23 protein-coding genes are annotated in these 24,883 nt (G+C 68.8%); 8 read left to right on the forward strand and 15 right to left on the reverse strand.

The features are described from left to right. Nucleotides 1–77: 77 nt before the first annotated feature. A complete protein-coding gene (locus RZE79_RS00490) occupies nucleotides 78–725 on the forward strand; it encodes a TetR/AcrR family transcriptional regulator (RefSeq protein ID WP_319358461.1) in 648 nt (215 codons plus the stop codon). Further along, a complete protein-coding gene (locus RZE79_RS00495; RefSeq protein ID WP_319358463.1) occupies nucleotides 722–1,936 on the forward strand; it encodes a glycosyltransferase in 1,215 nt (404 codons plus the stop codon). Before RZE79_RS00490 ends, RZE79_RS00495 begins: the two co-directional genes overlap by 4 nt. Here the strand turns inward: RZE79_RS00495 and RZE79_RS00500 are convergent. The 3 genes from RZE79_RS00500 to RZE79_RS00510 all read right to left on the reverse strand — a co-directional run bounded on the left by RZE79_RS00500 (nucleotide 1,933) and on the right by RZE79_RS00510 (nucleotide 5,046). Continuing rightward, a complete protein-coding gene (locus RZE79_RS00500) occupies nucleotides 1,933–3,888 on the reverse strand; it encodes a sigma-54-dependent Fis family transcriptional regulator (RefSeq protein WP_319358465.1) in 1,956 nt (651 codons plus the stop codon). The two genes, RZE79_RS00495 and RZE79_RS00500, sit on opposite strands and share 4 nt — an antisense overlap. Nucleotides 3,889–4,049: 161 nt before the next feature. Beyond that, nucleotides 4,050–4,274 carry a 4-oxalocrotonate tautomerase family protein gene (locus RZE79_RS00505; RefSeq protein ID WP_070061404.1) on the reverse strand — a complete coding sequence of 75 codons (225 nt, stop codon included), beginning with the start codon at nucleotides 4,272–4,274 and terminating at the stop codon, nucleotides 4,050–4,052. Nucleotides 4,275–4,305: 31 nt separating this feature from the next. Further along, nucleotides 4,306–5,046: an SDR family oxidoreductase gene (locus RZE79_RS00510; protein WP_319358470.1), complete on the reverse strand. Its 741-nt coding sequence runs from the start codon at nucleotides 5,044–5,046 to the stop codon at nucleotides 4,306–4,308. Nucleotides 5,047–5,153: 107 nt separating this feature from the next. Between RZE79_RS00510 and RZE79_RS00515 the strand changes: the two genes are divergently transcribed. Then, entirely contained in the window at nucleotides 5,154–6,065 is a 912-nt protein-coding gene (locus RZE79_RS00515) for a LysR substrate-binding domain-containing protein (protein ID WP_319358472.1), read from the forward strand. Nucleotides 6,066–6,081: 16 nt separating this feature from the next. On the opposite strand, the gene RZE79_RS00520 is transcribed toward RZE79_RS00515, so the two are convergent. The 9 genes from RZE79_RS00520 to RZE79_RS00560 form a co-directional block, all read right to left on the reverse strand. Beyond that, nucleotides 6,082–6,783 (reverse strand): ABC transporter ATP-binding protein, encoded by a 702-nt coding sequence (locus RZE79_RS00520; protein ID WP_319358474.1) that lies wholly within the window; start codon nucleotides 6,781–6,783, stop codon nucleotides 6,082–6,084. A 2-nt stretch (nucleotides 6,784–6,785) separates the two neighbouring features. After that, the gene (locus RZE79_RS00525; RefSeq protein ID WP_319358475.1) at nucleotides 6,786–7,541 is read right to left on the reverse strand and encodes an ABC transporter ATP-binding protein; all 756 of its coding nucleotides are present in this window, start codon (nucleotides 7,539–7,541) and stop codon (nucleotides 6,786–6,788) included. 145 nt (nucleotides 7,542–7,686) lie between these two features. Continuing rightward, on the reverse strand, nucleotides 7,687–8,676 hold the full coding sequence (locus RZE79_RS00530; RefSeq protein ID WP_319358477.1) for a branched-chain amino acid ABC transporter permease: 990 nt from the start codon (nucleotides 8,674–8,676) through the stop codon (nucleotides 7,687–7,689). Beyond that, the gene (locus RZE79_RS00535; protein ID WP_056574660.1) at nucleotides 8,673–9,545 is read right to left on the reverse strand and encodes a branched-chain amino acid ABC transporter permease; all 873 of its coding nucleotides are present in this window, start codon (nucleotides 9,543–9,545) and stop codon (nucleotides 8,673–8,675) included. The genes RZE79_RS00530 and RZE79_RS00535 overlap by 4 nt, the downstream gene beginning before the upstream one ends. Nucleotides 9,546–9,647: 102 nt before the next feature. Beyond that, a complete protein-coding gene (locus RZE79_RS00540; protein WP_319358480.1) occupies nucleotides 9,648–10,823 on the reverse strand; it encodes an ABC transporter substrate-binding protein in 1,176 nt (391 codons plus the stop codon). After that, a complete protein-coding gene (locus RZE79_RS00545; protein ID WP_319358482.1) occupies nucleotides 10,820–11,629 on the reverse strand; it encodes an alpha/beta hydrolase in 810 nt (269 codons plus the stop codon). Before RZE79_RS00545 ends, RZE79_RS00540 begins: the two co-directional genes overlap by 4 nt. 157 nt (nucleotides 11,630–11,786) lie before the next feature. Next, nucleotides 11,787–13,337, reverse strand: coding sequence for a benzoate-CoA ligase family protein (locus RZE79_RS00550; protein ID WP_319358484.1), 1,551 nt, complete (start codon nucleotides 13,335–13,337; stop codon nucleotides 11,787–11,789). A 35-nt stretch (nucleotides 13,338–13,372) separates the two neighbouring features. Continuing rightward, nucleotides 13,373–14,923 carry a 3,4-dehydroadipyl-CoA semialdehyde dehydrogenase gene (locus tag RZE79_RS00555; RefSeq protein WP_319358486.1) on the reverse strand — a complete coding sequence of 517 codons (1,551 nt, stop codon included), beginning with the start codon at nucleotides 14,921–14,923 and terminating at the stop codon, nucleotides 13,373–13,375. Continuing rightward, nucleotides 14,920–15,414, reverse strand: coding sequence for a DUF4863 family protein (locus RZE79_RS00560; RefSeq protein ID WP_319358488.1), 495 nt, complete (start codon nucleotides 15,412–15,414; stop codon nucleotides 14,920–14,922). The genes RZE79_RS00555 and RZE79_RS00560 overlap by 4 nt, the downstream gene beginning before the upstream one ends. A 168-nt stretch (nucleotides 15,415–15,582) precedes the next feature. On the opposite strand from RZE79_RS00560, the gene RZE79_RS00565 reads away from it, so the two are divergent. The 5 genes from RZE79_RS00565 to RZE79_RS00585 all read left to right on the forward strand — a co-directional run bounded on the left by RZE79_RS00565 (nucleotide 15,583) and on the right by RZE79_RS00585 (nucleotide 21,683). Then, complete coding sequence (locus RZE79_RS00565; RefSeq protein WP_319358490.1) at nucleotides 15,583–16,527, forward strand: helix-turn-helix transcriptional regulator; 945 nt, start codon at nucleotides 15,583–15,585, stop codon at nucleotides 16,525–16,527. A gap of 139 nt (nucleotides 16,528–16,666) precedes the next feature. Next, nucleotides 16,667–18,340, forward strand: a complete 1,674-nt coding sequence (gene boxC, locus RZE79_RS00570; protein ID WP_319358493.1) for a 2,3-epoxybenzoyl-CoA dihydrolase — start codon at nucleotides 16,667–16,669, stop codon at nucleotides 18,338–18,340. A gap of 37 nt (nucleotides 18,341–18,377) precedes the next feature. Further along, complete coding sequence (boxB, locus tag RZE79_RS00575; RefSeq protein WP_319358495.1) at nucleotides 18,378–19,805, forward strand: benzoyl-CoA 2,3-epoxidase subunit BoxB; 1,428 nt, start codon at nucleotides 18,378–18,380, stop codon at nucleotides 19,803–19,805. A gap of 140 nt (nucleotides 19,806–19,945) precedes the next feature. Further along, the gene (gene boxA, locus RZE79_RS00580) at nucleotides 19,946–21,226 is read left to right on the forward strand and encodes a benzoyl-CoA 2,3-epoxidase subunit BoxA (RefSeq protein WP_319358497.1); all 1,281 of its coding nucleotides are present in this window, start codon (nucleotides 19,946–19,948) and stop codon (nucleotides 21,224–21,226) included. Nucleotides 21,227–21,236: 10 nt separating this feature from the next. Continuing rightward, nucleotides 21,237–21,683: a MaoC family dehydratase gene (locus RZE79_RS00585; RefSeq protein WP_319358499.1), complete on the forward strand. Its 447-nt coding sequence runs from the start codon at nucleotides 21,237–21,239 to the stop codon at nucleotides 21,681–21,683. Between the two features lie 106 nt (nucleotides 21,684–21,789). Here the strand turns inward: RZE79_RS00585 and RZE79_RS00590 are convergent, their stop codons facing one another. From RZE79_RS00590 to RZE79_RS00600, 3 genes are all read right to left on the reverse strand, one after another. Continuing rightward, on the reverse strand, nucleotides 21,790–22,296 hold the full coding sequence (locus RZE79_RS00590; protein ID WP_319358501.1) for an adhesin: 507 nt from the start codon (nucleotides 22,294–22,296) through the stop codon (nucleotides 21,790–21,792). A 159-nt stretch (nucleotides 22,297–22,455) separates the two neighbouring features. Continuing rightward, nucleotides 22,456–23,514 carry a dienelactone hydrolase gene (locus tag RZE79_RS00595; RefSeq protein WP_319358503.1) on the reverse strand — a complete coding sequence of 353 codons (1,059 nt, stop codon included), beginning with the start codon at nucleotides 23,512–23,514 and terminating at the stop codon, nucleotides 22,456–22,458. A 110-nt stretch (nucleotides 23,515–23,624) separates the two neighbouring features. Next, the gene (locus RZE79_RS00600; protein ID WP_319358505.1) at nucleotides 23,625–24,791 is read right to left on the reverse strand and encodes a helix-turn-helix domain-containing protein; all 1,167 of its coding nucleotides are present in this window, start codon (nucleotides 24,789–24,791) and stop codon (nucleotides 23,625–23,627) included. Between the last annotated feature and the right edge of the window lie 92 nt (nucleotides 24,792–24,883).

A 24,883-nucleotide genomic window follows, 5' to 3' on the forward strand; every position in this document is an offset into this window, starting at 1 on the left:
GCTACGGAAAAAGCTGGAGCATGAAAATTTGAACGACGTATAAAATTGCACGACGTTCAAATTCAAGGGCCCGTACCGTGACCGAACCCGATCCCCCCGGCCGCCGCGAGCGCCGCCGCACCCACACGCTCGACCACGTCGCGTCCACCGCCATGCGCCTGTTCGAAGCCCAGGGCTACGACGCGACCACCATGGAGCAGATCGCGCAGCAGTCCGACGTGGCCAAGGGCACGCTCTACAACCACTTCCCGACCAAGGAAGCGATCCTGGCGCACTGGGTGCACCTCGAGCTCGTGGTCGATGCGCAGCGCCTGCACGCGTCGATCGACCCGAAGGCGGGTTTCACGGCGCAGCTCACCGGCCTGCTCGATGCCTCGGCCGAATGGTCCGAGCGCTACCGGGTCTACCTGCTCGACTACTTCCGCTTTCGCTTTCTCAACATCGAGAGCGAACTCGGCGGCGGTGGCGACCGCAGCACGCCGCGCGACCTGTCGGGGCTGTTCGAGGCGCTCATCGCAGCCGCCCAGCAAGCCGGCACGCTGCGCACCGACGTGTCGGCCGCGCACCTCGCGAGCCTGCTGCACCACCTGTACTTCGGCGCGCTGATGCGCTGGCTCACGCTGCCCGGCCTCGTGCTGCGCGACGAGTTCGCCGTGGTCGTCGACCTTTTCGTCGGCGGCGCACGGCCAGCCCCCAAACCCGCTGCGAGGAGGCGCACCTCATGAAGATCGCCGTGCTCACCTACGGCACCGAGGGCGATGCGCGTCCGCTCGCCGCGCTGTGCCGCGCACTGGACGACGCGGGCCATGCGTCGGTGCTGCTGGCGGACGCGACCACGCTCGGCGCGGCCGAACGGCTCGGCGTGCGCTCGCAGGCGCTGGCCGGCGACATCCGGCAGGCGCTCGGCGGCGTCATCGCGCAGGGCGACAAGCCGGCCGCCGCCGCGAAGGCGCTCGCGGACATCGCCAATGCCAACGCCACGCCCTGGCTGCGCCAGACCGTCGAGACCGCGCAGGGCTGCGACGCGGTCGTCTGTGCGGGGCTCGCGGCCTTCGTGGGCCTGTCGGCGGCCGAGGCGCTGGGCGTGCCCGCCATCGGCGCGGGCATGTTCCCGCTCACGCCGACGGCTGCGTTCGCCTCGCCCTTTCTGCCGCCCGCCCGCGTGCCGCGCTTTTTGAACCGCGCGAGCCATCACCTTGTCAACGGGCTGCTCTGGCGCGCGTTCCGGCCGGCGGTGAATGCCGCGCGCGCCGAGGTCTGTGGCCTGCCGCCGCGGCGGCGCCTGTGGACCACGCACCCCGTGCTCTACGGCTATTCGCCGAGCCTGCTGCCGCGTCCCGTCGACTGGCCCGCCAACGCCGCCGTGTGCGGCCAGTGGCTTGCGCCCGCGCCCGACTGGCAGCCGCCGCCCGCGCTGCGCGACTTTCTCGCGGCCGGCGAGGCACCCGTCTACATCGGCTTCGGCAGCATGACGGGCTTCGACAAGGCGCGGCTGCTCGCGGCCCTCGTCGACGGCGTGGCCGGCCGGCGCGCGGTGCTGCATCCCGGATGGAGCGGTCTCGATGTGCAGCAGCTGCCGCCGAACTTCCACGCCATCGGCGACACGCCACACGACTGGCTGTTTCCGCAGATGGCGCTGGTGGTGCACCACGGCGGCTCGGGCACCAGCCACTCGGCCGCGCGCGCGGGCGTGCCCTCGGTGGTCGTGCCTTTCGCGGGCGACCAGGCGTTCTGGGCCCACCACCTCGCGCAGGCGGGCGTGGCACCGCCCGCGGTGGCGGGTGCCCGGTTCGGCGCCGACGACCTGGCGCGCGGCATCGCGTTCGCGCACGACCCGCAGGTGCGCGCGCGGGCCCGGGCGTTGGGCGAACGCATGCGCGCGGAAGACGGCCTGGGCACGGCCGTGCGCGCCATCGAGCAGATCCTGAGGCGTTAGCCGCGCTGCGGCGCCACGATGCCGAAGCGCTTCATGTGGCGGTACGCCGTGGCGCGGCTGATGCCGAGCGCCTGCGCGGCCCGTGCCACATGCCAGCGGTGGCGCTGCAGTGCGTCGAGCAGGCGCGTGGCATCGGCGGCGCTGTCTTCGTCGTCGACCGGCGCAGGCGTGGCATCGCGATGGTGGTCGAGCGACGGACGATGCGGCGCCAGGCGCAGCTCCTCGGGCGTGATGCACGCGCCCGTGCAGAGCGCCAGCGCCAACCGCAGCACATTGCGCAACTCGCGCAGATTGCCCGGCCAGTCATGCGCCATCAGCCGCAGCATCGCGGCCTCCGACAGCCGCGCGGTCGAGCCCATCGCCGCCGCTTCTTCGCGGAACATCGCTTCGATCAGGTAGCGCCGGTCGCGCCGCGCGCGCAGCGGCGGCAGCTTCAGCACCGCGCCGCACAGCCGGTAGTACAGGTCCTCGCGAAAGCGCCCGGCCGCGACCAGTGCCGACAGGTCGCGGTGCGTGGCCGCCACCACCGCAAGGTCCACGCGCTGCGGCGACTCGGCGCCCAGCGGCAGCACCTCGCCTTCGGACAGCACGCGCAGCAGCCGCGTCTGCAGCGCCATCGGCATGTCGCCGATCTCGTCGAGAAACAGCGTGCCGCGGTCGGCCTGCGCGATCAGCCCCTTCATGCCCTTGGCGCGTCCGCCCGTGAAACTGCCGGGCGTGTAGCCGAAGAGCTCGCTCTCGATCAGCGAATCGGGAATGGCCGCGCAGTTCACCGCCACGAAGGGCAGGGCCGCGCGCCGGCTCGCGCCATGCAGCGCGCGCGCCAGCACCTCCTTGCCGCTGCCGGTCTCGCCCTCGACCAGCACATGGATGCCGCGGTCCACCAGACGGCGTGCCTGCGCAATCAGCTGCTGCATGGCGGGGTCGTCGTCGCCCGCGATGCGCTCGAGCGGCGGCAGGTGGTCCGAAGGTTGGGGCGCCGGCGAGGCGGGCGCAGTGACTGGCGAGCGCCGCAGGCGTGGCGCGATCAGCGAGGCGTGGTATTCGCCGCCGCCGGGCAGCAGCACCGTGTGCGCAAACGGCAGCGCCGACGCGCCGCCATTGCCCAGGCGCCAGATCGCGTCCATCGGCAGGTGCAGCAGCTCCGACACCGCACCGCCCAGCAGGGGCTGCCGAAGCCCCGAGAAGACCTCGCGCGCGCCGCCGTTGGCGCCCACCAGCGTGCCGCCATCGTCGAAGGCCAGCATCACTTCGCCCGCCACGTCGACCAGCCCGAAGGCACTGCCCAGCCGCAGGATCCAGTGGCCGCGAAAGTGCCGCAGAAAGTCGGCGTCCTCGATCATCCGCGCGTACATCGACACCAGGTGCCGCACCAGGTGCTGGCTCTCGCGCGCCTCGGGCGAGCGCAGGGCCGACACGTCGAGGATGGCCGTGAGCTTGCCGCTGTGGTCGAACAGCGGCGCCGTCGTGCAGGTGAGCGCGATGTGCGTGGCGTCGAAGTGCTCGGTCTGGTGGCAGGTCATCGGCTGCCGCTCGACGAGACAGGTGCCCACGCCGCAGGTGCCGGCGTGCGCCTCGTTCCAGTCCGCGCCCAGGTACAGGCCGGCGCGCCGCAGTTGGTCGTCCCAGGCCGGGTTGCCGATGTAGTCGACCGTGATGCCCTCGGCATCGGTCAGCAGCACCATGTAGCCCAGCTCGGCCACGCGGCGGTAGATGTCTTCCATGCCCGCCCGCGCCGCGCGCAGGAAGTGCTCGAGCTGCTGCTGGTGCACGCGCACCTCCTGCGCCGGCAGGATGCGCGCGGGCGTCGGCCGCGACGGGTCGAGCCCGTGGTCGCGCACGCAGCGCGCCCACGACTTGTGCACCAGGCTCGCCGCCGGATCGGCCAGCAACGCCGTGCCGGTGGCGATCGAATAGACGTTGTCGATGTGGCGCGATTGCAGGGACGTCATGCGCAGCCTCGTGCGTGGGTGGGCGCGGCTCGGGGAGAGGCTGCGCAGCCGGACATGATTCGGCTGTCGCACTGTCGCAGGACAGAGGTGAAACCCGGTGGAACGGACGTGTTACTCCCGCTCACAGCGCGGGCCATGCCGCCCGATCCGCCGCCGTGGCTTCACTGCGGCGGCTTCGCGCGCTCGGCCAGCCGCTTGCGGTACTCGGTGGTCGTCAGGCCTGCGAAGCCCCAGTCGTCGGTGTCGATCTCCTCGATCACGATGTGCGTCCATTCGGGCGGCTTCTTCAGCACCCGCTCAAGCGTTTCCGTGAACTCGGCGATGACCTGGGTCTTCTGTTCGCGCGTGACGCCGTCACGGGTGATCTTCAGGTTGATGAAAGGCATGGTGTGCTCCTGGGGTGAATGACTGAGGTGGTTACCACTTGCCGGTGCTCATGCCGCCGTCCACGGGCAGCACGACGCCGGTCGTGAAATCGGCGCTCGTGAGGTAGAGCACCGCATCGGCGATCTCCTGCACGGTCGCGATGCGCCCGGCGGGTGCCAGGCCGTTGAGAAAACCGTGCTGCTCGGGCGTGTACAGCGGCGTGTCCACGATGCCGGGCGCCACCGCATTCACCTTGACGTTGTGCGGTGCGAGTTCGAGCGCCAGCGCGCGCGTCGCGGCATTGATGCCGCCCTTGATCAGCACCGGCAACACGGCCGGCACCTGCTGGTTCGGCTGCAGCGCGATGCTCGCGGTGATGTTCACGATGTGTCCCCGGCGGCGCGCGACCATGTGCTTCGCCGCGGCCTGCGAGGCGTAGACGAAGCCCTTGAGGTTGGTGGCCACCATGTGCTCGAGGTCGTCTTCGGTGTAGTCGACGAAAGGCTTCGCGTTGAAGATGCCCGCGTTGTTGATGAGCACGTCGACCTGGCCGAAGCGCGCCACGGCGCGGTCGACGAGCTGCTGCGCCGTGTCGCGGCGGCCGATGTCGCCCGCCACGCCGAGAAGGCGCGCCGGGTTGCCGAGCTGCTTCGCGGCGGCTGCGAGCCGCTCTTCGGTGCGCGCGTTCGCGACCACGTTGAAGCCGCGCGCGAGGTACGCCTGCGCAAGGCCCAGGCCGATGCCGCTCGAAGCACCGGTGATGACCACGGTGAGGGAAGAGTTGTCCTGCATGTCGGTTCTCCAGGGAAGTTGATGACGTGAGGAGAACTGTATTGATGACGCATCGATAGATAAATCACTAGACTCGCACTTCACTTGATACGTGAGGTAATCAATCCATGCAGCGGCAGTTCGGCGACATCCTCCTGGGCAGCATCGAGTTGTTCTGCCTCGCTGCGGAGAGCGGCGGCTTCACCTCGGCGGCACTCGCGGCCGGCGTGACACCTGCGGCCGTGAGCCGGTCGATCTCGCGGCTCGAGAAGCGGCTGGGGCTGCGGCTGTTCGTGCGCACCACGCGCAGCGTGCGGCTCACCGACGCGGGCCGTGTCTACTTCGCGCAGTGCCGACAGGCGCTGGCGCAGCTCGCCGAGGCCGAGCGCGAGGTGATGGGCCAGCAGGCGCTGCCTTCGGGCACGCTGCGCATCAGCGTGCCGACCACCTACGGCCACCACCGCATCCTGCCGATGCTGCCGGCGTTTCGCGAACGCTTTCCCGACATCCGGCTGCACGTGCACCTGAGCAACCGCAACATCGATTTCGTGGAAGAGGGCTACGACATGGCCGTGCGCGTGCGGGCCCAGCCCGATTCCACGCTGATCGCGCGGCACCTCGAGGATGCGGACCTGGTCGTGGTCGCCACGCGCAAATACCTGAGGAAGGCCGGCACGCCGCGCACGCTGGACGATCTCGCCGCGCACGAGTGCATCCAGTTCGAGCTGCCCAGCAGCGGGCGCCGCATCTCATGGCTCTTCAAGGAGAACGGCAAGGACCGTGAAGTGTTTGCGGACAGCGCCTACAGCTGTTCCGACGACGTGCTCGGCGGCGTCACGCTCGCGAAAAGCGGCGCCGGGTTGTTCCAGACCTACCGCTTCGTCGTGGAAAAGGAACTGGCGGACGGCTCGCTCGTCGAGGTGCTGAAACCCTTCGCCGGCCGTTCGCGGCCTTACACGCTGCTGTACCCGGACGGGCGCCACGTGCCGCTGCGCATGCGGGTGTTCATCGATTTCCTGATGGCGCAGCGGACCGGGTGAGTCCCGCCACGCAAGCTCACACGCCCAGCAGTTCTTCCAGCACCTTCGGCTGCGCCAGCAGGTCCGCCGACGCGCCATGCCGCACGATCTGCCCCTTCTCCATCACCACCGCCAGGTCCGTGTGCGCGAGCACCTTGCGGTAGTCGCGATCGACGATCAGCGTGGCGATGCCCGTGCTGCGGATCTCGCTGATCACGCGCCAGATCTCGGCCACGATCAGCGGCGCGAGGCCTTCGGTCGCCTCGTCGAGGATCAAGAGGCGCGGGTTGGTCATGAGCGCGCGGCCGATCGACAGCATCTGCTGCTCGCCGCCCGACAGCTGCTGGCCGCCGTGCGAGAGCCGTTCCGACAGGCGCGGAAACGTGGCCATCACGCGGTCGAAGGTCCAGGCGCGCAGGCCGTCGACGCCGGCGCGTTCGCTCATCACAAGGTTCTCGCGCACCGACAGGTTCGGAAAGATGCCGCGCCCCTCGGGCACGTAGCCGATGCCCAGGCGCGCCATCTTCTCGGGCGGCAGGCCGGTGACGGTGCGGCCGTCGACCTGCACTTCGCCCGAGGCCGGGCGCACGTAGCCCATGACCGTGCGGATCAGCGTGGTCTTGCCCATGCCGTTGCGCCCGAGCAGGCCGACCGAGGTCGCCGCCGGAATGCCGGCGTGCACGCCGCGCAGGATGTGGCTGTTGCCGTAATACGTGTTGAGGTCGCGAACGATCAGCATTTTCAGTGTTGCTCCTCGCCGAGGTAGGCGGTGCGGACCTCGGGGTTCTCGCGGATCGACTTCGGGTCGCCGGTCGCGATGACAGTGCCGTTCACCATCACCGTGATGCGGTCGGCGATGCGGAACACGGCGTCCATGTCGTGCTCCACCAGCAGGATGGCGTGCGTGGCCTTCAGCCGTGCGAGCAGCGTGAGCATGCGGTCGGTTTCTTCGGCGCCCATGCCGGCGAGCGGCTCGTCGAGCAGCAGCACGCGCGGGTGGGTGGCCAGGCACATCGCGACTTCGAGCTGGCGTTGCGCGCCGTGGCTCAGCGTGCCGGCGATGCGCCGCGCCTCGGCCGTGAGGCCGGCGGCTTCGAGCGCGGCGTCGGCCGATGCGTTGCTGGTGGCGCAGCGCTGCGACGACTGCCAGATCGCCCACGGTTTGGCCGTGGCGGCCTGCGCAGCGAGGCGGCAGTTTTCGTGCACGCTGAACTCCGGAAAGATGGTCGTGCGCTGGTAGCTGCGGCCCACGCCGTCGCGGGCGCGGCGCGACTGCGCACGCGCGGTGATGTCCACGCCGTCGAGCGCGATGCGGCCTTCGGAGGCCTCGATCTCGCCCGAGAGCATGTTGATCAGCGTCGACTTGCCGGCGCCGTTGGTGCCGATCACCGCATGCACTTCGCCGATGTGCAGGTCGAGCGTGACGGCGTTGACAGCGGTGAGGCCGCCGAAGCGGCGGGTGAGGCCGGCGACGGAAAGAAGAGCCGAGGTGTTCATTGTCTTGCTCCCTCTCCCCTCGGGGAGAGGGTTGGGGTGAGGGCATGGGGCGGTTGAAAGCGCGGGTCGGTGGACAGGCCCGCAGCCCTCACCCTAACCCTCTCCCGCAAGCGGGAGAGGGGACAAATCCCGAACGCGGGAACAGTCATGGAGCTCCCTTCGGCGACAGCCGCTGCACCAGCCCGATCAGGCCCTTCGGCAGCAGCGCCACGAACACGATGATGGCAATGCCCAGCGTGAGCTGCCAGTGATCGGCCAGCGGCCCCATCACCGCATGCGTCGAGAAGATTTCCTTCAGCAGCGTGAAGGCCACGGCGCCGATCACCGCGCCGCGCAGGTGGCCGAGGCCGCCCAGGATCACCATCAGCAGCACCTCGCCCGAGTTGTGCCAGGCCATCAGCTCGGGGTTGACCACGCCATCGCGCGAGGCCAGCAGAAAGCCTGCAAGCCCGGCCAGCGCGCCCGCGAGCACGAAGGCCGCGAGCTTGTAGCCGTACACCGGAAAGCCCGCGGCGCGCATGCGCTGCTCGTTCACGCGGATGCCCGCGAGCGCCGCGCCGAAGCGCGAGCGGCGCACCAGCGCGAGCAGGCCGTAGGTGAACACCAGCGAGGCCAGCACCACGTAGAACAGCACGCGGCGGTTCTCCATGTCGAGCGCGCCGAGGGCCGGGCGCACGTACAGGTAGATGCCGTCGCTGCCGCCGCCGACCTTGGTGTCGTGGAACACGAAGAACGCCATCTGCGCAAAGGCCAGCGTGACCATGATGAAGTACACGCCGCGCGTGCGCAGGCTCAGCGCACCGACGAACAGCGCATACAGCGCCGCCGCGCCCATCGACAGCACCAGCAGCACCGCGAAGTTGCCGCCCTCGTTGCCCGAGGCCAGCACGGTGACGTACGCACCGATGCCGTAGAAGGCCGCATGGCCCAGGCTCACGAGCCCGGTCATGCCCACCAGCAGCTCCAGGCTGAGCGCAAAGATCGACAAAATCATCACCTTGACGATGAAGTCCGACGCGTAGTTGCCCAGCAGCGGACCGGCCACGGCGAGGGCGATGGCGCACCCCACGGGCACGACGAAGGCACCACGCCGCGGCGACGAAGGTGCAGACACAGACGCAACCACGGGGCTCATGGCCGCCTCCCCATCAAGCCTTCGGGCTTCCAGATCAGCACGATGGCCATCAGCAGGTAGATGCCGATGCCCGCCAGGTCGGCGAAGAACACCTTGCCGAAGGTGTCGACGAAGCCCACCAGCAGCGAGGCCACGAGCGCCCCGGTGATCGAGCCGATGCCGCCGATCACCACCAGCACGAAGCAGATGATGAGCACGCTCGCGCCCATGTTCGGGTACACCGAGGACATCGGCGCGGCGATCATGCCGGCGAGGGCCGCCAGCGCCACACCGGCCGCGAACACGATGCGGTACAGCCGCTTCACGTCGATGCCCAAGCCGCGCACCATGTCGCGGTTGCTGGCGCCGGCGCGGATCATCATGCCCAGGCGCGTGCGGTTCACCACGTAGTACAGGCCCACGGCCAGCACGATGCAGGCGGCCGAGGCAAAGAGGCGATACCACGGGTAGCTCATGACGTTGCCCAGCGCGAAGCTGCCGTCGAGCCACGCGGGCACCTTCACGCCGTGCACGTCGTTGCCCACGAAGATGGAGCGCAATTCCTCGAACACGAGGATGAGCCCGTAGGTCATGAGCACCTGCTGCAGGTGGTCGCGCTGGTAGAGGTAGCTGAAGAAGGCCCACTCCAGCACGTAGCCGAAGATCGCGGCCAGCACCACGCCGGCCACCAGCATCAGCAGGAACTGGTCGCCGAACAGCGGCGCCAGCGAGAACGCCAGGTAGGCGCCGATCATGTAGAAGCTCCCGTGCGCGAGGTTGATGACGCCCATGATCCCGAAGATCAGCGTCAGCCCCGAAGCCACGAGAAAGAGCAGCAGGCCGTACTGAACGGAGTTCAGGCACTGCACGAGAAAGGTTCCGAAATCCACCGTGAGATCCCAGTTGGTTGTGGTTGCCGCAAGGCGGCTCGCGGCCCTGACCCGGTCAGGACCGCGAGGGAACGAGAGAGAACCGAAGGCCCGTGGCCCTGCTTACATCCGGCAGCCGCGAGCGGGGTCCGAGAGACCCTTGATGGCCGTGCTCACCAGCTTGTTTTCCTTGCCTTCCACCTTGCGCAGGTAGATGTCCTGCACCGGGTTGTGCGACTTGCTCATCGTGAAGGTGCCGCGCGGGCTGTCGATCTTGGCCTTCTCGATCGCGCCCGTGAACTCGGCCTTCTTCGAGATGTCGCCCTTGGTGGCGGCCAGGCCCACGCCCAGCATCTGCGCGGCGTCGTAGCCCTGCACCGCGTACACGTCGGGCTGCAGCTTGAACGACTTGGCATAGGCCACGCGGAACGCGTTGTCGCGCGGGGTGTTCAGGCCGTCGGCGTAGTGCAGCGTGGTGAGCATGCCTTGTGCCGATTCGCCCTGCGCGTCGAGCGTGCCGTCGGTCAGGAAGCCGGGGCCGTACAGCGGGATGGTCTTGTTCAGGCCGGCGGCCTGGTAGTCCTTGACGAACTTCACCGCACCGCCGCCCGCGAAGAAGGCGTACACCGCATCGGGCTTGGCCGCGGCGATCTCGGTCAGCAGCGCCTGGAACTCCACGTTGGGGAAGGGCAGGGTGAGCTGCTTGTCGACCTTGCCGCCGTTCTTCTCGAAACCTTCCTTGAAGCCGTTGACCGACTCTTCGCCGGCCGCGTACTTCCAGGTGATGGTCATGACCTTCTTCTTGCCCTGCTGCTTGGCCGCCACTTCGCCCATGGCGAAAGCCGGCTGCCAGTTGCTGAACGAGCTGCGGAAGATGTTGGGCGCGCACATCGGGCCCGTGACCGCGTCGGCGCCGGCGTTCGGCACGATGAGCACCGTGCCGCTTTCCTTGGCGGCCTTGGCCATGGCCATCGCCACGCCCGAGTGCACGGTGCCGACGATCACATCGACGTTGTCGCGTTTGATGAGCTTGTTGACGTTGTCGGTGGCCTTGGCCGGGTCGGACTCGTCGTCGACCTTGAAGTATTCGATCTCGCGGCCGGCGAGCTTGCCGCCTTGCTGTTCCACGTAGAGCTTGAAGCCGTTTTCAATGGCCACGCCCAGGGCGGTGTAGGTGCCGCTGTAGGGCAGCATCAGGCCGACCTTGAGCTTGCCCGTGCCCTGTGCGCCGGCGGCGGTGGCCAGTGCGGCGAAGGCGATGGCCGTGAGCGCCAGGCGCGCGGTGCGAAGGTTCGTCATGGTGTCTGTCTCCTGTTGTTGGTGATGAAAGAAGCGGTCGCGACGATGACACGATCCGGCTGATCGCGATGCGGGGAATGCCCGCATTCAGGGATTTCGAGCAGCTCGCATGTCCCACTGACGCGCGGTGCGATGTCGCGGATCTGCGCGAGCGTGCCGTATTCGTCGTCGATGCCCTGCACCGCGAGCACGGGGCAGCGGATGGTGACCAGCTCGGCCTCGATGTTCCAGTCGCGAAAGGGCGGGTGCAGCCAGATGCGGTTCCAGCCCCAGAAGGCCGAGTCGGCGCTGTCGTGGTAGCGGCCGAGCCTGGCGGGCAGGTCGGTCGTGCGGTACGCGGTGCGCGCGATCTCGATGTTCGCGACGGTCTTGTCTTCCACGAAGAGGTGCGGCGCGAGCACGACGAGGCCTTCGACCTTGTCGGGAAAACGCGCGGCATACAGCAGCGATATCGAGCCGCCGTCGCTGTGGCCGAAGAGCCAGGGTTTTTCGTCACCGAGCTTCAGTGCGGCGAACAGCGCGGGCAGCACCTCGTGCGCCTGGCGGTGCATGAAGTCGACGTCCCAGATCTCGTCGTCGGCGCGCGGCGTGGAGCGGCCGTAGCCGGGGCGCGAGAACACGAGGCCGCGCGCACCGGCGGCTTCGCAGACTTGCGCGGGGAAGTCCTTCCACATGGCGACGGAGCCCAGGCCTTCGTGCAGGAAGACGATGAGGGGGGTATCGGGGGCGCGGTCGGGCGCGATCCATTGGCACTCGATGCGGATGGGGCGGCCGCGCCAGTCGATGGTGGCGAAGGTGGTGCTCATTGCATGGCCTCTGGCTGTTGCTCCCTCTCCCTCTGGGAGAGGGCGGGGGTGAGGGCCAGCGGCGCCGGTGAAGGCTGTGCGTGTGCGAAGGCCGATGCCCTCACCCTAACCCTCTCCCAGAGGGAGAGGGGACAACGCGGGAACCTCGTGCGCATGCTCATGCCTGCTTCTCGCGTTCGCGCAACCGGAAGCGCTGGATCTTCCCCGTCGCCGTCTTCGGCAGCTCGCTCACGAACTCCAGAAACCGCGGGTACTTGTACGGCGCCAGTCGCTCCTTCACAAACGCCTTGAGCTCGTCCTCAGTCACCGCAGCGCCGTCCTTCAGCACCACAAACGCCTTGGTCTTCGTCAACCCATCCGCGTCGTCCTTCCCGATCACCGCGGCCTCGAGCACGGCGGGGTGTTGCATCAGCGTGGCCTCGACCTCGAACGGCGACACATAGATCCCGCTCACCTTCAGCATGTCGTCGCTGCGCCCCGCATAGGTGAAGTAGCCGTCGGCGTCGCGCGTGTACTTGTCGCCGCTCTTGGTCCAGCCGCCTTGGAAGGTGTCGCGCGACTTCTCGCGGTTGCACCAGTACATGAGCGCCGAACTCGGGCCGCGGATGTACAGGTCGCCGACCTCGCCGTCGGGCACGGGGCGGCCGTCTTCGCCGCGCAGCTCGACCTCGTAGCCGTCCACCGGCTTGCCGGTGGTGCCGTAGCGCACGTCGCCGGGGCGGTTGGAGATGAAGATGTGCAGCATCTCGGTGGAGCCGATGCCGTCGATGATTTCGCAGCCGAAGCGCGCCTTGAAGCGCTGCGCGATCTCGCCCGGCAGCGCCTCGCCGGCCGACGAGCACATGCGCAGCGCGACCGCATCGCGCGCCGGCAGCCTGGGCGAGGCGAGCATGCCCGCGAAGCCCGTGGGGGCACCGAAGAACACGGTCGGTTGGTGTTCGGTCCAGCGGCGGAAGGTGGCATCGGGCGTGGGGCGCTCGGCCATCAACACGACGGTGGCGCCCACCGACAGCGGGAAGGTCAGCGCATTGCCCAGGCCGTACGCGAAGTACATCTTGGCGGCCGAGAAGCACACGTCGTCCTCGGTGAGACCGAGCACGGGCTTGCCGTAGAGCTCGGCGGTCCACCACAGGTTGGCGTGCGTGTGCACCGTGCCCTTGGGCTTGCCGGTGGAGCCGGAGGAATAGAGCCAGAAGCCGGGGTCGTCCGACGCGGTGGGTGCCGATGTGGGCAGAGGCTCGGCGGCGGCGAGCGCGGCCTCGAACTCTTGCGCGCCCTCGGGCAATGCGCCCGTCGGTTGCGACACGAACAGCGTCTGCACTTCATGGCCGCCGCGCGCCATCGCGTCCTGCAAGGTCGGCAGCAGCGCGCCCGACACCAGCACGGCCTGCGCGCGGCTGTGGTCGAGCATGTAGGCGTAGTCGTCGGGCGTGAGCAGCGTGTTCACGGCCACGGGCACGATGCCCGCGTAGAGGCAGCCCAGAAAACTCACGGGCCAGTCGTTGCCGTCGAGCATGAGCAGCAGCACGCGCTCTTCGCGGCGCAGGCCTGCGGCTTTCAGCGCGGCGGCCAGGCGGCGCGCGCGGTCTTCGAGCGGGCCGTAGCCCAGCGTGCCGCGGTCGTCGATGTAGGCGGTGCGTTCGGCGCGGCCGCGGTTGAGGGCGAACAGGTGTTCGGCAAAGTTGAATCGGGCGGGCAGGCTGCTCATCGTGTTGTCTCCTTGGGGCCTGTGCGTGGCGGGCTCTAGAGGCCGAGGGCGGCGAGCACGCCGGGGCTCGCCTGCACCGCGCTCCTGCGGTGATAGAAGTCGAGCGCGCGCAGGCCGCCCAGCTCGGCGCCGCCGCCCGCACGGCCGGGGCCGCCGTGCATCGACATCGGCATCACGTTGCCGTGGCCGGTGTGGGCTTGCGCCACCTCGGGCGTGATGACATGCACGCGGCCGTGGCTCGGTGCGACCGACAGCGCGGCCTGCGCCAGCGCGGCATCGTCGCTGCCGTAGAGCGAGGTGACGAGCGAGCCCTGGCCCCGGTGTGCGAGCGCGATGCCGTGCGCGAGGTCGTTGTAGGGCAGCAGCGTGGCGACCGGGCCGAACACTTCCACGTCGTGCACGCGCTGCGCCGCATCGGCGTCGCGCGCGCCCAGCAGCACGGGGCCGATGCAGGCGGCCACGGCCGGGTCGGCGTCGATGAGGGGCTTGCTGCTGCTGTCGTGCAGCACGGTGGTTTGCGTGGCCAGTGCGTCGAGGCCGTCGCGCACCGCGTTCAGTTGTGCGCGGCTCACGAGCGAGCCCATGCGCACGTTCTCGTTGCGCGGGTTGCCGACGGTCACGCTCGCGAGCTTCGCGCCGATGGCTTCGGCGGCGGCGTCGTACACCTCGGCCGGCACCAGGATGCGGCGGATGGCGGTGCACTTCTGGCCCGACTTGACCGTCATCTCGCGCACCACTTCGCGCACGAGCAGGTTGAAGGCCTCGCTGCCAGGCGCGGCGCCGGGCAGCAGCAGGGCGCTGTTGAGGCTGTCGGCTTCGATGTTCACGCGCACCGAACGTTCGGCCACGGCTGGGTGCGAACGGATGAGGGCGGCCGTCTCGGCCGAGCCGGTGAACGAGATCACGTCGAAGGGCTGCAACTGGTCCATCAGGCCGGCCGAGCTGCCGCAGATGACCGACAGCGCGCCGGCCGGCAGCACGCCCGCATCGACGACGTCTTTCACCATGCGCTGCGTGAGCCAGGCGGTGGCCGTGGCGGGCTTCACGATCACGGGCACGCCCGACAGCAGCGCGGGCGCGGCCTTTTCCCACAGGCCCCACGAGGGGAAGTTGAAGGCGTTGATGAACAGCGCCACGCCGTGCGTCGGCACCTGCAGGTGCTGCGACTGGAACACCGCCTCCTTGCCGAGCTTCACGGCGTCGCCGTCGCGCAGCGCACGCACGTCGCCGAGCGCATCGCCCCACTTGGCGTACTGGCCGAGCGTGAAGATCGCGCCGTCGATGTCGACGGCCGAGTCGTTCTTCACCGTGCCGCAGTTCGCGGTGGCGATCTCGTAATACGCGTCGCGGTTCGCCTGCAGCACCTTCACGATGGCTGCGAGCAGGCCGGCGCGTTGGCGGTAGGTGAGGGCGCGCAGCGCGCGGCCGCCCTGTGCGCGGGCGAAGCTGAAAGCTTCGGGCAGGTCGAGGCCGGTGGCGTCGACGCGCGCGAGTTCGGTGCCGAGCACCGGGTCGAACAGGGGCGTGCCGGCGCCCGTGCCGCTTTGCCAGCGGCCGGCGACGTGGTTGGGGAGAAGGTCGGTCATGGGGTGAACTTGATCTGCCCTTCGGGCAGGAGATACAGGACGAGCGCGCGGCCTTGCGCGACGGTCGGGCGGTGTGCGGTGCCGGGCCCGTAGACGCACCAGCCCGCGGGCCGTCCGTCGAAGGTGGCGGCGGGGGTGTCGTCGAGCGGCATGATCAGGTCGATCTCGCCGTTCGGGTGCGTGTGGTGCGGGCCGGCGAGGTCCTGCATGTCGACCACGTCGACCGAGAAGCGGTGCAGCGCGTCCTCGGCCTTGAAGACGCGGCCGTACTTGATGCCGCCGCCTTCGCGCTCGCACAGCCAGCCTTCGGCAACGCCGCCGATGCAGGCCTGGCGCAGTTGCGCAAAACGGGCACTGCCGGCGCCGTAGGAGGTGTTGAGCCACTGGTCGAGCGTGTCGTCGAGCGGCTGGCCGGCGATCTCGGCGGTCAGGCTGGCGATCAGCTGGTGAAATGCCGCCTTGCCGGTGGCGGGCGTGGAGGTGTCGGACATCGTGGGCCTCGAACGGATGAACTATCGACTTCTTGCAGGAAGGCTGCGCGTGCAGTATCTTGCGTGTGATCGAACAATAAGCAGCGAGACAACAGGTGTCAAGCAATATAGTGCATCTATGGTGTTTACCCTGAGCGCGCACAATCCCGGCGAAGAACGAGGAATGGCATGAACGAGCATGTAGACGCGGTGCTGGCCACCGCGCCCGAGAGCGGTACCGGCAACCACGGCGCCGCCGTGGCCGGGGAGGCCAAGAACCCACTGCTGGTGGCACTGGGCGACCGCGTGCGCAATCTGCGCGCGCAGCGCGGCCTCACGCGCAAGGCGGTGGCCCTGTCGGCCGACGTCTCGGAGCGCCACCTGGCGAACCTGGAATACGGCATCGGCAACGCATCGATCCTGGTGCTGCAGCAGGTGGCCGGGGCGCTGCACTGCTCGCTGGCCGAGCTGGTGGGCGACGTGACGACCAGTTCGCCCGAGTGGCTGCTGATCCGCGAACTGCTGGAGCACCGCAGCGAGGCCGACCTGCGCCGCGTGCGCGTGGCGCTCGGCGAGATGCTGGGCACGGCCTCGGTCGATCCGGCGCGGCACCGGCGCATCGCGCTCGTGGGGCTGCGCGGCGCGGGCAAGTCGACGCTGGGCCAGATGCTGGCCGAAGACCTCGAGATTCCCTTCATCGAGCTGAGCCGCGAGATCGAGAAGCTCGCGGGTTGCAGCGTGCGCGAAATCCACGACCTGTACGGCACCAACGCCTACCGCCGCTACGAGCGCCGCGCGCTCGAAGAAGCGGTGCAGATCTACAGCGAGGTGGTCATTGCCACGCCCGGCGGCATCGTGTCCGACCCGGCCACCTTCAACGAGTTGCTGGCCCACTGCACCACCGTGTGGCTGCAGGCCGCACCCGAGGAGCACATGGGCCGCGTGGCCGCTCAAGGCGACACCCGCCCGATGGCCGCCAGCAAGGAAGCCATGGAAGACCTGCGCCGCATCCTGAACGGGCGCGCCGCTTTCTATTCGAAGGCCGATCTGTCGGTGGACACGAGTGGGAAGACGCTGCAGCAGAGCTTCCACGCGCTGCGCGCGGTCGCCCGCCAATCCATAGGCCTGGTCTAGGCCGCTGCATCTGAAAAAAAGCACAACAGGCATTGACTTGCCTGTTTGCATGCAGCATGATGCATGTCATCGGAACAAGGAAGTGCATTATTATTCCTGTTCACGGTTTTCTGAACACAGCCCCACAGGAGACTTCCGCATGACCGACACCACGCTCCAGGCGCCCCAGCGCGTCGACTACCGCATCGAACCCACCCAGTACCGCCACTGGTCGCTGAGCTTCGACGGCGCCATTGCGCGCCTCACGCTCGACATCGCGGAAGACGGCGGCATTCGCCCCGGCTACAAGCTCAAGCTCAACAGCTATGACCTGGGCGTGGACATCGAGCTGAACGACGCGCTCAACCGCATCCGCTTCGAGCATCCTGAAGTGCGCAGCGTGATCGTCACCAGCGGCAAGGACCGCATCTTCTGCTCCGGCGCCAACATCTTCATGCTGGGCGTTTCGAGCCACGCCTGGAAGGTGAACTTCTGCAAGTTCACCAACGAGACGCGCAACGGCATGGAAGACACCTCCAAGCACTCGGGCCTGAAGTTCCTCGCGGCCGTGAACGGCGCCTGCGCCGGCGGCGGCTACGAGCTGGCGCTGGCCTGCGACGAAATCCTGCTGGTGGACGACCGCTCCTCGTCGGTCTCGCTGCCCGAAGTGCCGCTGCTCGGCGTGCTGCCCGGCACCGGCGGCCTGACCCGCGTGACCGACAAGCGCCACGTGCGCCACGACCTCGCCGACATCTTCTGCACCAGTGTCGAAGGCGTGCGCGGCCAGCGCGCGGTCGACTGGCGCCTCGTCGATGCGGTGGCCAAGCCCGCGCAGTTCCCCGCCGCCGTGCAGGAACGCGCCGCGCAACTCGCCGCCGGCAGCGACCGCCCGGCCGGCGCCAAGGGCGTGGCCCTGACCCGCGTCGAGCGCACCGACAGCGCCGACGGCATCGCGTATGCCAACGTCAACGTGCAGATCGACCGCAGCAAGCGCACCGCGACGATCACCGTGAAGGCGCCCACCGGTGCGCAGCCGGCCGACGTCGCCGCCATCGAAGCCGCCGGCGCTGCCTGGTGGCCGCTGGCCGTGTGCCGCGAGCTCGACGACGCGATCCTCAACCTGCGCACCAACGAACTCGACGTCGGCACCTGGCTGCTCAAGACCGAAGGCGACGCCGCCGCCGTGCTCGCATCGGACGCCGTGATGTTCGCCCACAAGGACCACTGGCTGGTGCGCGAAACCATCGGCGGCCTGCGCCGCACGCTGGCGCGCCTCGATGTGTCGTCGCGCAGCCTGTTCGCGCTGGTCGAGGCCGGCTCGTGCTTCGCCGGCACGCTGGCCGAGCTGGCTTTTGCGGCCGACCGCAGCTACATGCTCGCGCTGCCCGACGACGCTGCGCGCGCACCGAAGCTCACGCTCAACGAATTCAACTTCGGCTTCTTCCCGATGGTGAACGACCAGAGCCGCCTGCAGCGCCGCTTCTATGAAGAGGCCACGCCGCTCGAAGCCGCGCGCGCCGCCGCCGGCCAGGCGCTCGACGCCGACGAGGCCATGAAGCTCGGCCTCGTGACCGCCGCGCCCGACGACATCGACTGGGACGACGAGATCCGCATCGCCATCGAAGAGCGCGCCGCCATGTCGCCCGACGCACTCACCGGCCTCGAAGCCAACCTGCGCTTCGCGAGCAAGGAGAACATGGCCACCCGCATCTTCGGCCGCCTCACGGCCTGGCAGAACTGGATCTTCAACCGCCCCAACGCCGTCGGCGAAAAGGGCGCATTGAAGGTCTACGGCACCGGCCAGAAAGCCGGCTTCGACCTGAACCGCGTTTGAGCACAGAGCAGCAGTCCGCATAACCCAAGGAACAACGATGAGCACGATCAACTACAGCGAGAAGATCCCCAACAACGTCAACCTCGGCGAAGACCGCACGCTGCAGCGCGCGCTCGAAGGCTGGCAACCCAACTTCATCAACTGGTGGGACGACGTGGGCCCCGAAGGCTCGACCAACCATGACGTGTACCTGCGCACGGCAGTGAGCGTCGACCCGCAGGGCTGGGCGCAGTTCGGCCACGTGAAGATGCGCGACTACCGCTGGGGCATCTTCCTGAACCCGGGCGATGCCAACCGCGAAGTGCACTTCGGCGACCACAAGGGCGAGAAGGTCTGGCAGGACGTGCCCGGCGAACACCGCGCCAACCTGCGCCGCATCATCGTCACGCAGGGCGACACCGAGCCCGCGTCGGTCGAGCAGCAGCGCCACCTGGGCCTGACGGCGCCGTCGATGTACGACCTGCGCAACCTGTTCCAGATCAACGTCGAAGAAGGCCGCCACCTGTGGGCCATGGTCTACCTGCTGCAGAAGCACTTCGGCCGCGACGGCCGCGAAGAGGCCGACGCGCTGCTGCAGCGCACCTCGGGCGACGCCAACAACCCCCGCATCCTGGGCGCCTTCAACGAGAAGACGCCCGACTGGCTCGCGTTCTTCATGTTCACGTACTTCACCGACCGTGACGGCAAGTTCCAGCTGGCCGCGCTGGCCGAGAGCGCGTTCGATCCGCTGGCGCGCACCACGAAGTTCATGCTGACCGAAGAGGCGCACCACATGTTCGTGGGCGAGAGCGGCGTGTCGCGCGTCATTGCGCGCACCGCGCAGGTCATGAACGAGCTGAAGACCGACGACGCACAGAAGATCCGCGCCGCCGGCTGCATCGACCTGGGCACCATCCAGCGCTACCTGAACTTCCACTACTCGGTGACCATCGACCTGTTCGGCGCCGACCAGTCGAGCAACGCCGCCATCTTCTACAGCTCGGGCCTGAAGGGCCGCTACGAAGAAGGCAAGCGCGACGACGACCACGTGCTCAAGGGCCAGACCTACAAGGTGCTCGAAGTGCGCGACGGCCAGCTCGTCGAGAAGGACGTGCCGATGCTCAACGCACTGAACGAAGTGCTGCGCGACGACTTCATCAAGGACTCGGTGTCCGGCGTCGGCCGCTGGAACAAGGTGCTCGAGAAGGCCGGCATCCCGACGCGACTGTCGGTGCCGCACAAGGCCTTCAACCGCCAGATCGGCGCGCTCGCCGGCATCAAGATGTCGCCTGAAGGCCGCGTGGTGAGCGAGGTCGAATGGGCCGCCAAGCGCGACGAATGGCTGCCGAGTTCCGAAGACTTCGCTTTCGTGGCATCGTTGATGGGCCGCGTCATCGAGCCGGGCAAGTTCGCAGGCTGGATTGCACCGCCGGTGATGGGCATCAACCGCCAGCCTGTCGATTTCGAGTACGTGCGTTTCGGTTGATCCGGGATTTCGGTATTGCTCCTTCCCCCGCTGGGGGAAGGCTGGGATGGGGGCAAGCGGCGATAGCGCCCACGACAGAGGCCGCTTGCCCCCACCCAACCCTCCCCCAAAGGGGGAGGGCTTCAGGTTAGGAGAACAACATGGACATGGTCGTTGAAGCCGGGATCATCAAGCAGCACCTGATCGACCCCGAGATCTGCATCCGCTGCAACACCTGCGAGGCGACCTGCCCCGTGAACGCGATCACGCACGACGACAACAACTACGTCGTTCGTGCGGACGTCTGCAATGGCTGCATGGCCTGCATCTCGCCGTGCCCCACGGGCTCGATCGACAACTGGCGCACCATGCCCCTGGTGCGCGCGTACACCATCGAAGAACAGCTCACGTGGGAAGAACTCCCCGCCGAGCTCTCGCCCGAAGAACTCGAAGCCGCGGGCGTGTCCGGCGCGACTGCCGACGCTGCACAGGTGCCCGCGCAAACGCAGGCCCAGGCCGCCGCCGAAGCCACGGAGCCGGTCTTCAACTCCGCGCAGTACGGTGCCAGCGTGCCGCCCTGGTCGGCCGCGCACGCGTACACCAACCTGTTCCCGCCGAAGACCCCGACCACCGCCACCGTGGTGGGCAACTTCAACTGCACCGAGGCCGGCTTCGACAGCGAGACGCACCACATCGTGCTCGACTTCGGCGTGGTGCCGTTCCCCGTGCTCGAAGGCCAGTCGATCGGCATCGTGCCGCCGGGCGTCGATGCCATCGGCAAGCGCCACCATGCGCGCCAGTACTCGGTGGCCAGCCCGCGCAACGGCGAACGGCCCGGCTACAACAACGTCTCGCTCACCGTGAAGCGCGTCACCGAGGACCACGAAGGCGACCCGGTACGCGGCGTGTGCTCCAACTACGTGTGCGACCTCAAGGTGGGCGACACGGTGCAGGTGGTGGGCCCCTTCGGTTCGTCGTTCCTCATGCCGAACCACCCCAAGTCGCACATCGTGATGATCTGCACCGGCACTGGCAGCGCCCCCATGCGCGCCATGACCGAATGGCGCCGTCGCCTGCGCAAGAGCGGCAAGTTCGAAGGCGGCAAGCTCATGCTGTTCTTCGGCGCGCGCACGCAGCAGGAGCTGCCGTACTTCGGTCCGCTGCAGTCGCTGCCCAAGGACTTCATCGACATCAACTTCGCGTTCTCGCGCACGGCAGGGCAACCGAAGCGCTACGTGCAGGACCTGATGCGCGAACGCGCCGCCGACCTGGCCGCGCTGCTGAAAGACGGCGCCAGCCACTTCTATGTGTGTGGCCTGAAGAGCATGGAAGAGGGCGTGATGCTCGCACTGCGCGACGTGGCGAAGGAGGCGGGGCTCGACTGGGACACCGTGGGCGCTGCCTTGAAGCGCGAAGGCCGGCTCCACCTCGAAACGTACTAAGCTGCGGCGGATGCAGTTCGCCGACTTCCATGCGGGCCAGGTCATCGAGGCCGGGCCCTATGTGCTCACCGAAGCCGAGCTGCTGCAGTTCGCACGCGCCTACGACCCGCAGTGGTTCCACACCGATGCCGAGGCGGCCGCCGACAGTCCCTTCGGCGGGCTCATCGCGAGCGGCTGGCACACCTGTTCGATCGCGATGCGGCTGGTGGTCGAGGCCGCACTGGCCGGCTCCGAATCGTTCGCCTCGCCCGGGCTCGAGCACGTGCGCTGGCCGAACCCTGTGCGGCCCGGTGATGCGCTGCGGCTCGTGGCCGACGTGATCGAGGTGCGCCGCTCCGAGAAGCGCCCCACGCTTGGCATCCTGCGCTGGCGCTGGCGGCTGTTCAACCAGCGCGCGCTGGTGGTGCTCGACACCGAAGTCACCAGCCTCTTCAAGCTGCCCGCACCCGGCCCCTGAACGACACAAGCCCGCAACGCACGAAGCGTTGCGGGCTTGATTTCGTTGAAGCGATGCGCTGCAGCAGCCGCGTCCGGCCACTGCAGCGATGCGGCGTGCGAGCTGCTTACTTCTTGTGCAGGTCGATCGCGCCCGAGCCCTGCGCCTTGCCGCTCGCCTTGGCCCCGGCCGTGGCCGGTTTCACCGCGCCGCCGACCGCGCCCGCGGCACCGGTCGCACTGTTCACGGTACTGCCGACGGTGTTGGTCACACCGCCGACGGCCTGCGTCGCACCGCCCGCAGCCTGTGTCGCGCCGCCCACGGCGCCGGTGGCACCGCCGACCGCACCCGTGGCCGTGCCGAGCACGCCACCGACGGCATTGCCCACGCCGCCGGTCGCACCGGAGGTCGAGGTGTCCGCGTTGGCATTCGTAGTGGCACCGGCCGACGCACCGGTCTGCGAGCGTGCACCCGCTGCGCCGCCTTGCGTCGCACCAGTCGCGCCCGAGGCCTTCACATCGGCGTTGACCCCCACGCCGACCCCGACGCCTTGCGCCTGGGCCGTCGCGCCGAGGGCCAGGAGGCCCGCCAGCATGGCGCCGATGAAGATGCGGTTGGTTGCATGTGTAGTCATGAGTGACAGTTCCTTTCGTTGCTGAGTCACGTTTGCAGAACCGACCGGGGTTCGATCGATTCGGGGGCAACCATCACGGGCCGGCGGGTTGTCGCCATGTGCGGCGCGTTCGCTCGCTGCTGTGGGAATCGACCGTCGGCGGAATGAAGGGGTCGTGCGTTAGGGCGGCGCTGCCATGTCTACAGGTCGCGGCGGCGGCAGATGCGCGCTGAAGAAGGCCGTGGTCTTGCGGTTCACCTCGGGCAGGACGCTCGCGCGGTCGAAGCCCGGCGGATCGTTCAGCATGTCGCCGATCAGGCCCGAGAGGTTCGGCGGCGGCGGTGACAGCAGCGCACCGTGGCCGCCGGTCGGCATGTCCGCAATCCACTCGCAGCGCGGCAGGCAGGCCGCGAGGACCCGGTCGCTGTGAAAGCGCGGAACCAGCCAGCGGTCCTGCTGCGCGGTGATCAGGCCCAGCGGCACGTGGGGTGTGGCCAGCGAGGTCATGTCGAAATCGGCCGACGACGGCACGCCCGCCACGATGGCGGCGATGCGCGGGTCGGTGTGCGTGCGCCACGTGGCGTCGTCGAAGCGATGGCGGATGACACGCCGTGCAACCCACTTCTTGAGGCCGTCGAACGGCCCGCCCGTGAGCCGCGTGATGAGGCCCACGCACGACTGGAAGTCGTCCACCAGGTTCGCCTCGCAGTGCTGCTCGAATCCGGCCGGCGACCAGCGCCCGCCCGCGAGGGTCAGCGCGGTGTGACCCCCCGCCGACATGCCGTACATGCCGACCTTGTCGAACCGCAGCAGCGGCGCAAAGCGTGCATCGCGAGCCACCGCATCGATGGCGCGCGACACCTCGGCCGGGCGCATCGTCCAGCTGTCTGGCCCCGGGTTGCTGTCGTCCTTGTAGTTGTCTGCCTGGTGCTCAGGCATGGCGACGACGAAGCCTGCATCGACCAGGCTGCGCGCCAGATCCGCATGCACCCACGGCGCGCCGCCCGAACCGTGCGAGGCCACGACCAGCCGGCCATTGCCGCGCACCGGTGCACCCTGCGCCGCCACGTCGAGCGTGAAACGGGCACGCCGTGTCGGCTGGGACGGGTCGCTGGAGGGATAGAACACCGTGACCGGGCCGTCGCCGTCAGCCGCGGGAATCTCCGTCAGCCCCATCGCGGCGTGCACCCAGCCGGACCCCAGCGCCAGCAGGCAGATGAAATACAGACGTCCTCGCATCGAACAACTCCTTGTCATCGAAGGCCCATGCCCTCGGCGACACGGACGATGCCGCGCGGCAGCGCTCGCGTCTGGCCGAAACCCGCAAGCGCGGCTTTCGGCCAGAGATTTCAGGATTCGGCCAGCTTCTGTTTGCGGAATTCGGTGGGCGTGAGCCGGGTGGCAGCCTTGAAGGCGCGATTGAACGGACCGATCGACTGGAAGCCGGCGGTCAGCGCGAGGGTCAGCACGGGCAGCTCGCGCTTCGACGGATCGGCCAGTGCCGCCATGGCCTCGGCCAGCCGGAAGCCGTTGACGAAGGCGTTGAAGTTGCGGTGCCCCAGCCGCTGGTTGATGACGCGGCGCAGCCGGTATTCGGGCACGGACAACCGGGCGGCGAGGCTGGCGATGCTCAGGTCTTCGCGGCGGTAGACGCGGTCGACGGCCATGGCGTGCTGGAGGGCTTCGGCGAGGCGATCTTCGGCGGGGTCGGCTTCAGGGGCAGGTTCAGGTGGCGGCTCGGCTGCTGCCGGCGACAGGGGTGCTTCGACCGGCGCCGGTGCGACAGCTTCTTCTTTCAGTGGCGCTTCTTGCGTCACTTCGGGAATCGGGACCGGCGCCTGCGCAGCCGGAAACAGCTCCGACCCCGCCAGCCGCAGCATCCGCCACGCCACCACCGCGACGATCAGCAGCAGCATCGCCACGTCCACCGTCGCCGACAGGTCCGACAGCTGCCCGCGCGGCGAGGCCAGGCGAACGCCCAGCATGCCGACGCTGTAGCCGACGCCCGTCACCACGATGAACACGCGCAGCCGGCGGCGTCCTTCCACCAGGTCCGTGCGCCACTGCGAAGCCGCCGCCATTGCGGCCAGCACCGCGAACACCAGCGGCACCGCGCGCTGCACGCCCATCGTGAGCGGCGCAATCATCGAGGCGCTGCCCGCCACCAGCGCGCAATTCAGCGCGGCGACCGCGGCCACCGCCAACCAAGTGACGACATGCAGCGGCCGCAGCACGAAGTCGTCGTCGAACAAAGCCTGCACGAACACCCAGAACACGACGCCGTTGCCGACGGACACCGCGACAAAGGGCGCCTGCCACCCGCGCGGCATGAGCGCTTCGAACAGCGGCGTGGCGCCGATGACCTGCACGCACAGGCCGAGCGCGAGCAGCGCACCCGCACGTGCGGCTGGCAGGCGAGGGCGGTCGCGCCCGAGGACCAACGCGAGCACGAGCAGCAAGGCCAACAGCACGCCGCGCAGGGCGGCGTCGAACAGGGTGGTCGGGGTGGGCGTCATGGCGAGGCCGATTCTCGTGCCTGCGCCGCGGCAAGCGCGCGCGGAGTGCCGGGCGCCGAAAGACCCTTCGGCGTGCCGTGAAAATTCATGCA

This window comes from Variovorax sp. EBFNA2 (assembly GCF_033802765.1).
Lineage (GTDB): Bacteria > Pseudomonadota > Gammaproteobacteria > Burkholderiales > Burkholderiaceae_C > Variovorax > Variovorax paradoxus_H.